Below are 8,819 nucleotides of genomic sequence, written 5' to 3' on the forward strand. Positions count from 1 at the left end.
GGCTCGAGGACTCCGAGCTGACCATGCACGAGGGGCGGATCGTGGCGGACGAGCACCTGGCGGCGGCGCCGGGCGTGTGGGTGGCCGGGGACGTGGCCCGCGCCCACCACGCCGTGGCCGGCCGGCCGATCCCCGTGGAGCACTGGGGCGACGCCCTCGGCATGGGCGAGGTCGCCGGGCACAACGCGGCCCGCACCGAGGTCGGCGTGCCGGGCGGCGCCGGCCAGGCCTCCGTGCTGGCCCACGCGGCGACGGCGGACCCGGAGTCCCTGCGGCGGTGGGAGGCCGTGCCCGGGTTCTGGAGCACCATCGGCGAGCACACGCTCAAGCACGCCGCGTGGGGCGACGGCCACGAGCAGGCCCGCATGGTGGAGCGCACCGGCGGGTTCACTCTCTGGTACACGGACGCGCAGGACCGCGTGGTGGGCGTGCTGACCTACAACGCGGACGAGGACTACGAGCGCGGGCGGGAGCTGGTGGCGGGCCGGGATGCCGTGGGCGAAGGCCGGGGCCGTCCCGACCCTGCATGACAGACTGAGGGGATGACCACCCCGACCCCCGGCGCCGGCTCCCCGGGCAGCGGTGTGGCCGGGGGCGTGCTGGCCGCAGTGGGGGCGCTGGCCCTGATCGCGACCGTCCTGGCGCTGGTCCTCGCGTTCGGTCCGGCCGGCCGGGACGACGCCGGCGCGGGCGCCGAGCGGCGGCGCTGGAACGGCGGCTTCACCCCCGCCCCGCCCACGGTGAACACGCAGGGGTACGCCGAGCCCGTGCAGGGCCGCGTGACCTCCCGCTTCGGGCCCCGCCCCAACCCGTTCGGCGAGGGCGTGGTGCCCTCGGGGGTGTCCGAGGAGGCCCTGACCCGCCACGACGGCGTGGACCTCGGCGGGGTGCCGGAGGGCACGCCCTTCCACTCGGTGTCCGACGGCCGAGTCCTATTCGTGGAGGCCGGCGGGGACGCGGGCGGCAACCTGCTCGCCGTGGACGCCGGGGACGGCCACGTGTGGCGCTACCTGCACGCCGCCCCGGACTCCACCGTGGTGGACGCGGGCCAGCGCGTCTCCGCCGGGGACCACCTGGCCGGCGTCGGGCAGACCGGCGCCGCCACCGGCGTGCACCTGCACCTGGAGCTGCGCGTGGACGGCGAGCCGGTGGACCCGGAGGCCTACCTGGCCGAGCGGGGCGTGGAGCTCGGCGGCTCCTACCCGGAGCGGCGCCGCGGCCTCAGCCGGTGACCGGGCCGCCGCCGTCGTCCACGGACCCGGCCCAGCGGACCTCCCCGTCCACGACCTCGTCCGTCGGCGCCAGGCCGATCGCCTGGGCGACCCGCTGGGAGGCCGTGTGCTCGGGGTGGACATCCGCCACGAGGCGCCGCACCCCCCGGTCCCGCAGCTCGCCCTTGAGGAGGCCGGCGGCCTCCTTCGCCAGCCCGCGGCCCTGCCACGGCGTGCCGATCAGCCAGGCGATCTGCGTGGGTCCCCCGTCCACGGGGATGGTGGCCTGGACGTAGCCGACCGGCCGGCCCTCCGGCTCCAGCACCACGATCCAGTTGGCCCAGTCCTCCGCGCCGTCCTCGGAGCGACCGCGCGTGAAGATGGCGTACCGCTGCCGCAGCTCCTCCTCGCCCGGCGGCGTCCCGCCGGTGTACGTGTACAGGTCCGGGTCGGCGAGGACCGCGACCATGGCCTCGGAGTCGTCCACCCGCAGCGGGCGCAGGGAGAGGGAATGTGTCATGGGCACAGTGGACCAGCCTGCACGCGCGCGGGCAAGGGGCGCGGCGTCGTCGCGTGCGGGCGGTGGGAGGGCGGCGTGGTGCCGCCGCTAGCCTGAGGGCATGCTCCCCGCCCCCACCGCGCGTCTGCGCTTCCGCGAGATGACCGACGCCGACCTGGACGTCATGGCGGACCTGCTCGGCGACCCCGCCGTCATGCGCTTCTACCCCGCCCCGCGCACGCGCGCGGGGGCCGCCGCGTGGATCGCGGGGAACCGCCGCCGGTACGCGCAGGACGGGCACGGCCTGTGGATCGTCGAGACCCACGACGACGACGGGCCCGGCGTCGTCGGGGACTGCGGCCTCACCTGGCAGGAGGTGAATGGGCGGCGACGCCTCGAGGTGGGCTACCACGTGCGCTCGGACCTCTGGGGGCGCGGCTACGCCACCGAGGCGGCCGCCGCCTGCCGGGACCTGGCCCGCGACGGGCTGGGCCACCACGAGCTCGTGGCCGTCATCCACCCCGAGAACACCGCCTCGCGCCGGGTGGCCGAGCACATCGGCATGACCGTGGTGGACGAGGACCGCACCGGCGCGCGCGAGGCGTGCGCGGCGCTGGGGATCGACTCCCGCACCGTCCTGGGGATGAGCCTCTAGCCGCCGACGGTCAGACTCCCCGGCTCACTTGGCGTGGCGGGCGAGCAGCTCCCGTGCGGTGTCCAGGCCAGCGGACTCGACGTCGTACGAGCCGGTGGCCTCGTGGTGGGCCTCCACCGCGTCCGTGATCCGGTAGTGGTCCGGGTTGCCGGGCGGGTCCGAGGTCTCCAGCACGTGGATCAGGTAGGTCTCGCCGGCGGCCATCGTCTGGCGGTCGTCGCGCTCATGGGGGGTCATGACGTCCTCTCGGGTCGACGCCCGACGGGACCTGCCCGACGGTGCGTGCGCACCAGGATGGCCCATGGGCGGCACCGGGGCCCAGGGCTGCCCGCCCGCGGGCGGGGCCGGGTCAGTGGGCGGATTAGACCTCGACGTAAGAGCGGACGACGCTCCGCAGCGCCTCGGCGGATTCGTAGATGTCCTCCAAGTTCTCGAGGCCGACCCGCGTCCTGTTCTTTTCCGCATCGAACAGCATCAGATACTTCATCTTCCCGTCGAAGTGGAGGCGCGCGACCGGCTTCCGATTGTTGTCGTCCAGGATGACGCTGCAATAGGAGGCCGCGTCGCGCATGTAGACCCGATTCATCGGCACGATCCCGGCGAGGATCGCCTTGATGATCCGGAAACCCTCGATCTCCTCCTCCGTTGTCACCACGCCCGGCTTGAGCTGGGCCTCCTGGCCGTTCTCCTCGTTGGACGGGACTGTCTGATCACCCGTGTCCACGGGCCCAGCGGGAGCCGCCGGCACCGGAGAGACCTGGTCGCCCAGGGCCGTCTTCAGCCGCGCGTTGACACGATCGTTGATGTACTGGCGCGCGGCCTCTTCAGTGAGTCGGGTGAAGGTCTCCACCGCCTTGGCATTCATGTACCCCGAGTACACGCGCTTGGCGAGGACCTTCACCAGCTCGTCGCTCGGCGCAGCCATCTCGGCGGAGATCTCGCGCTTGATGGCCGACACGTACTTCAGCTCCTCGGCCGCGGCGATGACAGAGTCGAGATCGAAGGACCCCTTCGCCAGCTGCTCGAGCTTCGGCACGGTGACCGGATCGATGTCCAGAAGATCGAGGACCAGGAAGGGACGCTCGTCGAGGATGTTGGCCTTGTCGAGGTCCGTGTAGAAGTTCCACACCCGCCCGTTTGTGAGGACGCCGATCCGCGCCTCACTGGTGTGGAAGTAGCGCACCAGCTGGCTCGCGTGCGCCAGGGACAGCTCCGAGCCGATCTTCTTGGCCTCCACGAGGATGTTGACCTTCCCCTCCCGCATGATGGCGTAGTCGATCTTCTCCCCCTTCTTCAGGCCCAGGTCCGCGACGAACTCCGGGACGACTTCCTGGGGATCGAACACGTCATAGCCCAGCACCTGCGAGATGAACGGCATGACCAGCGCGTTCTTCGTCGCCTCTTCCGTGTCCAGGGAGCTTGCGTAGTCGCGGGCTCGCCGAGCCACTTGCGCAAGCTTGTCCTCGAATTCAGTCATGCCGTTTCACCCATCCGTGAGTAGGAGCCGGACAACCGGGAATCCGGCATCCTCGCCCGTCAGCCCGTGACGGCCGACCCTAGCTGCGTCGAAATATAACCCAGCTCACAGACGCGCTACGGAGGGGCGCCCGAGTGTCGAACCGTGGCACCGCCCGGAACGCGACGCCGGAGCCGCCCTGTCCGGCGACGCCCGGGCGCACGTTGTGTGCACGACTCGCCGTGTCGCTGAACGGCATGCGGCGAGTCCTGCGCACAACGGGGCTGCCGGGCCACGGGGGCTGCCGGGCCTGCACCCTCGCCGCCCCGGTCCGCCTCAGGCCGCCGGGCGCACGCCCTCCCGGCGCGCCCGCAGCGCGATCTCGAGGTCGAACCGTGCGTCGGGATCCTCCAGGGCGGCCCCGAACAGCTCGCGCAGCCGCCCCACCCGGTACCCCACGGTCTGCGGGTGCACGCTGAGCTCGGCCGCGATCCGCGCGCGCTGCCCCCAGTGCGTGAGCCAGCACAGCAGGGTCTGCTCCAGCACCGCGCGCTTGGCCTCGCTCACCTCCTGCAGCGGGGCCAGCACCCGCTCCGCCAGCTCCTCCACGACGCGCGGCTCCGCTCCCAGCACCACGCGGGCCAGGTGGTCCTCGGCCAGGATCGGCATGCCCGCGTCCTCGGCCCCGGCGTCCAGCTCGGCCGCCTCACCGACGGCGGCCCCGGCCCGAGACCTGCGGACGGCCGCCTCCTGCAGGGCCAGCGTGCGGGCCACCCGGTAGGAGTGGGACACCAGGGGCCAGTCCACGGTCGGCCCGACGACGGCGGCCGTCCCCGCCAGCAGCCGCAGCATGCGCGCCCGGTGCTCCCGCGCGGGCAGCGCGTCGATCACCGCGAGCACCTCCGTGTCCCGCTCCAGCACGAGGCCCGCCCGGCCGAGTCGCTCGCGCACGGCCCGGCCCGCGTCGGCGGGCAGCACCACCACGGCCAGCCGGGACGGCAGCCGCCAGTCCGCGAGCGCGGCCAGCCGCTGCACCTCCTTCTCCTCGGACCCGCCGCCGATCAGCGCGGCGGCCAGGGCGGCGCGGTGCAGCTCCTGCACGCCGGCCTGGGCGGACTGCGCCTCCGCGTAGGCCTGGGCGCTCACGGAGGAGAGCTCGTCGATGTACGCCCAGATGGACTCGCCGAGGTCGATCACCACGGACAGGTCCATCCCGAGGCGCGCGCACTCCGCGGACATCTCGCGGAACACGATCCGGGCCGAGGCGCGGTAGGCGCCGAGCAGCGCGTCCATGGAGCGGCCTTCCCGGAACTCGCCCGCCCCCAGGTTGGCCATGAGCGCACGGGACTCGCTGCTCAGGGCCGGCAGGTCCGTGCCGGGCAGACGCATGAGCTGCTCGAAGGCCGTCTCCACGCCCAGCGTGATGTTCTTCCCGTACCGACCGTCGCGGGCCTTCGCGTAGGCCGGGATCTCGTCCGGGACGGTCTGGATCATGCGCAGGAGGATGCCGGGCAGCACGGGGGCGAGCTTCTCCGGCAGGTCGGCGGGCAGGGACTGCCACGGCGGCCGCCAGGCGGTGTCCTCGCTCCCGCGCTCGGGGACGGGGTCCGACGACGGGACGGACGGGGCGGGATCGTTCATCCTTGTCTCCTCACGATGAAGAATCACCTTTGATCGTACGCACCGGACGAAGCATCACTGCGCGACGTTCCATACGCTGGAGCGTATGGCTGGACCGACTCTGCTCTCGCGCCTCGCGACGACGCTCCTGCATCCGCTCACGCCGCAGGACGTCCTCGGCCTGCTCGACCCCGTGCACTCCTCCCGCCAGCTGCGCGGGGTGGTCACCTCCGTCACCCGCGCGACGCCCGGCGCCGCCACCATCGCGTTCCGTCCCGGACCGGGTTGGCGGGCCCACGACGCCGGCCAGTGGGCACGCGTCGGCGTCGACGTGGACGGGGTGCGGCAGTGGCGCTCCTACTCGCTCTCCGCGCCCGCGGGCGCGGACCCGGAGATCACGGTGTCCGACATCGGCCTCGTCTCCGGCACGCTCGTGCGCCACACGAAGCCCGGCGACATCCTCTTCCTCGACATCCCCGAGGGCGACTTCACCCTGCCGGACGAGCCGCGCCCGCTGCTCATGCTCACCGCCGGCTCGGGCCTGACCCCGGTGATGTCCATGATCCGCACGCTCGTGCCCGCGCGTCGGGATGCCGACGTCGTGCTCATCCACTCCTCCCGCACCCCCGAGGACGCCCTGTTCCGCGAGGAGCTGGCCGAGCTGGCCGACCAGTTCCCGGGCCTGCGCGTGGTGCACCACCACACCGCGGAGGCCGGACGCCTCGACCTCTCCTCCCCCGCACAGCTCGAGGGCCTCTGCCCGGACTGGCGCGAGCGCGCCGCATACGCGTGCGGGCCGGCCGGGTTCCTCGACGACGCCGAGGCCCTGTGGCGGCGCGAGGCGGCCACGGACCTCACCATCGAGCGGTTCCAGGCCGACTTCGCCCCGGGCGTGGCGGGGGCCGGCGGCCGCGTGGTGTTCGAGCACGCCGACCTCGAGGTGGACGCCCCCGGCGACGTGCCGCTGCTCGTGGTGGCCGAGGACGCCGGCATCGCCGCGCCCTCCGGCTGCCGCATGGGCATCTGCCACGCATGCCTCACGCCGCTGCGCTCGGGCCAGGTCACGGACCTGCGGACCGGGCAGGTGCACGGCGAGCCCGGCGAACTGATCCAGACCTGCGTGAGCGCCGCCGTCGGCCCGCTGAGCCTCGACCTCTGAACCTGACACCCGGCCGCGACCCGGGCCTCCCGACCATCCCCCGCCTCCGCCCCGGACGATCTGGCCCTGGCCATCCCCGGCACCACCGTGCGCGGCCGCGCCGCCCGGGTCCTGCCGCAGGACCGCCCCGACACCACGAGCTGGGCTCCGCACACCCCCGAGTCCCGTGCCGCCACGTCCCGCCCCACCACCGCGACCGCGACGCCGGGACTGCCGGGCGTCGTCGGGAGCCCGGCGGTGCGCCCGCCCGGCGCCGCCCACCTGACGGACGCGCAGGTGGCCGAGCTGGGCCGCGAGCTGGACGCGATCCGCGACGACGTGCTCGCCCGCCGCGGCGCCTCCGATGCGGCCTACATCCGCCGCGTCATCCGCTGGCAGCGCCGGCTCGAGCTCGGCGGCCGCGCCCTCCTGCTCAACGCACGCCACCCCGCCGCGTTCGTGGCGGGAACAGCCATGCTCACGGTCGCGAAGATCGTGGAGAACATGGAGATCGGGCACAACGTGCTCCACGGCCAGTGGGACTGGATGCGCGACCCGGACATCCACTCCACCACGTGGGAGTGGGACTTCGTGACGCCGTCGCGGGCCTGGCAGAACACCCACAACGACCTGCACCACCGCTGGACCAACGTGGTGGGCAAGGACCGCGACGTGGGCTACAACGTCCTGCGCATGGACGAGTCCGAGCCGTGGCGGCCCCGCCACCTGCTCAACCCCGTGATCAATGCGGGGCTGGCGCCGATCTTCGAGTGGGGCATCGCGCTCTACGACCTCGAGCTGGACCGGGTGCGCACCGGCGAGAAGTCCCGCGAGGAGCTGATGACGGATCTGCGCTCCGTGGGCGTCAAGGCCGCACGGCAGTTCGCGAAGGACTACGTGGCCACGCCGGCGGTCGCCGAGGTGCTGACGGGCTCGGGCAAGGCTGCGCTCGTGGGCACGCTGCTGGCCAACGGCCTGCGCAACATCTGGGCGCACGCGGTCATCTTCTGCGGGCACTTCCCGGAGGGTGCGGAGACGTTCTCCGAGGAGATGGTGGACGGCGAGACCCGCGGCGACTGGTACGTGCGGCAGATGATCGGCTCCGCGAACATCTCCGGCTCGAAGCTGATGCACTTCATGACCGGCAACCTCTCCCACCAGGTGGAGCACCACCTGTTCCCGGACCTGCCGTCCAGCCGGTACGCCGAGGTGGCGCCCAAGGTCCGCGAGATCTGCGCCCGCTACGGCCTGCCGTACACGACCGGCCCGCTGCTGCGGCAGGTGGGCTCCGCGTGGAAGAAGGTGTTCCGGCTGGCGCTGCCGTGAAGCGGCGCGCGACGTGGCAGACCACGCCGGCACCGCCCCGCGCCCGGGCCAGATCTTCTGCGGATCTGACCCCTCTGGCCGCCGATTCGGCCGTCAGAAGGGCCAGAACCGCAACGGATTCCCCTCGGCCGGGTGAGCGGCCGGCTCAGCCCTGACGCTCGGCGAGGTCCGCGAGCCGGTCGATCGACGCGCGGAGCTGCTCTTCTCCGGTCCGCAGCGCCTTCTGGATGCGCTTCGGGTCGGTCAGGGCGGTCCAGTCGTAGGTGTGGGTGACGCGGCAGCCGCCCTCGTCGTCGCCGTCGACCTCCCACCGCCAGAGCTGACCGAACGGCTCCCCGCCGACCTCGGAGGGCTTCCAGGCGATACGGCGGCCCTCCTCGAACTCGACCACGTGGTTCGCGCGGTCCACGCCCTTCTGCAGGGTCATGACGAACACGTCCCCGACGGCGGTCACCCGCTGCCCGGGGGCGGCCTCGGCCAGGTTGTCGTTGCCGTCCCACTCGGGCTGGCGGGCCGGGTCCGCGATCAGCTCGAAGACGACGCCGGCCGGCGCGTCGACGTGACGGGTCGCGGACACGACGCGGTCCTCGGGGGCGGGCAGGGCGGTCTCGTCGATGTGCTCCATGGGGAGAGCGTAGACCCCGGTGCGCGCCCACCGAGAGCGCCGGCGGGGCTCGCGCCGGGGGCGGCCCGACCTCAGATCAGGCCCAGCGCGGTGAGCTTGGCCGCGGTCTCCTCGTTGGTCGGCTCCACCTGGTGGTCGCCGTCGGGGAACACGACCACGGGGATGTCCTTCTGGCGCCGGGTGCGCAGGCAGTCGCGGCACCAGTCGGCGCCGTCGACGGTGAGGACGTTCTGACTCATCCGTCCAGCGTACTGAGGGGTGGGATGCTGGGGGCATGCCCGCCCAGCCC

General features: G+C 73.2%; 10 protein-coding genes and 1 pseudogene. 5 read left to right on the plus strand and 6 right to left on the minus strand.

Annotated features, from left to right (window positions below):
• Together J1M39_RS05365 and J1M39_RS05370 are read left to right on the plus strand one after the other, a co-directional pair.
• Positions 1–530: pseudogene (locus J1M39_RS05365) on the plus strand (NAD(P)/FAD-dependent oxidoreductase); the annotation flags it as partial.
• 12 nt (positions 531–542) lie between these two features.
• Positions 543–1,232, plus strand: a complete 690-nt coding sequence (locus J1M39_RS05370; protein WP_020624712.1) for a M23 family metallopeptidase — start codon at positions 543–545, stop codon at positions 1,230–1,232.
• Here J1M39_RS05370 and J1M39_RS05375 read toward each other — a convergent pair.
• On the minus strand, positions 1,222–1,731 hold the full coding sequence (locus J1M39_RS05375) for a GNAT family N-acetyltransferase (RefSeq protein WP_095353530.1): 510 nt from the start codon (positions 1,729–1,731) through the stop codon (positions 1,222–1,224). The two genes, J1M39_RS05370 and J1M39_RS05375, sit on opposite strands and share 11 nt — an antisense overlap.
• A gap of 100 nt (positions 1,732–1,831) precedes the next feature.
• Here J1M39_RS05375 and J1M39_RS05380 point away from each other — a divergent pair, with 100 nt between their 5' ends.
• A complete protein-coding gene (locus tag J1M39_RS05380; protein WP_087113543.1) occupies positions 1,832–2,365 on the plus strand; it encodes a GNAT family N-acetyltransferase in 534 nt (177 codons plus the stop codon).
• A 24-nt stretch (positions 2,366–2,389) separates the two neighbouring features.
• Here the strand turns inward: J1M39_RS05380 and J1M39_RS05385 are convergent, their stop codons facing one another.
• The 3 genes from J1M39_RS05385 to J1M39_RS05395 form a co-directional block, all read right to left on the minus strand.
• Positions 2,390–2,602 (minus strand): hypothetical protein, encoded by a 213-nt coding sequence (locus J1M39_RS05385; RefSeq protein ID WP_206496543.1) that lies wholly within the window; start codon positions 2,600–2,602, stop codon positions 2,390–2,392.
• Between the two features lie 124 nt (positions 2,603–2,726).
• On the minus strand, positions 2,727–3,842 hold the full coding sequence (locus J1M39_RS05390; RefSeq protein ID WP_087113545.1) for a type I restriction endonuclease: 1,116 nt from the start codon (positions 3,840–3,842) through the stop codon (positions 2,727–2,729).
• A gap of 315 nt (positions 3,843–4,157) precedes the next feature.
• The gene (locus tag J1M39_RS05395; protein ID WP_095353529.1) at positions 4,158–5,462 is read right to left on the minus strand and encodes a PucR family transcriptional regulator; all 1,305 of its coding nucleotides are present in this window, start codon (positions 5,460–5,462) and stop codon (positions 4,158–4,160) included.
• An 85-nt stretch (positions 5,463–5,547) separates the two neighbouring features.
• Between J1M39_RS05395 and J1M39_RS05400 the strand changes: the two genes are divergently transcribed.
• A complete protein-coding gene (locus tag J1M39_RS05400) occupies positions 5,548–6,600 on the plus strand; it encodes a ferredoxin reductase (protein WP_206496544.1) in 1,053 nt (350 codons plus the stop codon).
• 87 nt (positions 6,601–6,687) lie between these two features.
• Complete coding sequence (locus J1M39_RS05405; protein WP_342356368.1) at positions 6,688–7,905, plus strand: fatty acid desaturase family protein; 1,218 nt, start codon at positions 6,688–6,690, stop codon at positions 7,903–7,905.
• Positions 7,906–8,050: 145 nt separating this feature from the next.
• Here J1M39_RS05405 and J1M39_RS05410 read toward each other — a convergent pair whose 3' ends face one another.
• Both J1M39_RS05410 and J1M39_RS05415 read right to left on the minus strand, forming a co-directional pair.
• Positions 8,051–8,530, minus strand: a complete 480-nt coding sequence (locus J1M39_RS05410) for an SRPBCC family protein (RefSeq protein ID WP_144825846.1) — start codon at positions 8,528–8,530, stop codon at positions 8,051–8,053.
• Between the two features lie 71 nt (positions 8,531–8,601).
• The gene (locus tag J1M39_RS05415; RefSeq protein WP_160311879.1) at positions 8,602–8,769 is read right to left on the minus strand and encodes a hypothetical protein; all 168 of its coding nucleotides are present in this window, start codon (positions 8,767–8,769) and stop codon (positions 8,602–8,604) included.
• Positions 8,770–8,819: the final 50 nt, after the last annotated feature.

The sequence above is a fragment of the Micrococcus sp. KRD077 genome, assembly GCF_017168505.1.
GTDB lineage: Bacteria > Actinomycetota > Actinomycetes > Actinomycetales > Micrococcaceae > Micrococcus > Micrococcus luteus.

Excerpts from the sequence above, each read along its gene's own strand:
- J1M39_RS05390 (WP_087113545.1), bottom strand. The coding sequence starts at position 3,842 with ATGACTGAATTCGAGGACAAGCTTGCGCAAGTGGCTCGGCGAGCCCGC.
- J1M39_RS05400 (WP_206496544.1), top strand. The coding sequence starts at position 5,548 with ATGGCTGGACCGACTCTGCTCTCGCGCCTCGCGACGACGCTCCTGCAT.
- J1M39_RS05375 (WP_095353530.1), bottom strand. The coding sequence starts at position 1,731 with ATGACACATTCCCTCTCCCTGCGCCCGCTGCGGGTGGACGACTCCGAG.
- J1M39_RS05410 (WP_144825846.1), bottom strand. The coding sequence starts at position 8,530 with ATGGAGCACATCGACGAGACCGCCCTGCCCGCCCCCGAGGACCGCGTC.
- J1M39_RS05385 (WP_206496543.1), bottom strand. The coding sequence starts at position 2,602 with ATGACCCCCCATGAGCGCGACGACCGCCAGACGATGGCCGCCGGCGAG.
- J1M39_RS05380 (WP_087113543.1), top strand. The coding sequence starts at position 1,832 with ATGCTCCCCGCCCCCACCGCGCGTCTGCGCTTCCGCGAGATGACCGAC.
- J1M39_RS05370 (WP_020624712.1), top strand. The coding sequence starts at position 543 with ATGACCACCCCGACCCCCGGCGCCGGCTCCCCGGGCAGCGGTGTGGCC.
- J1M39_RS05395 (WP_095353529.1), bottom strand. The coding sequence starts at position 5,462 with ATGAACGATCCCGCCCCGTCCGTCCCGTCGTCGGACCCCGTCCCCGAG.
- J1M39_RS05415 (WP_160311879.1), bottom strand. The coding sequence starts at position 8,769 with ATGAGTCAGAACGTCCTCACCGTCGACGGCGCCGACTGGTGCCGCGAC.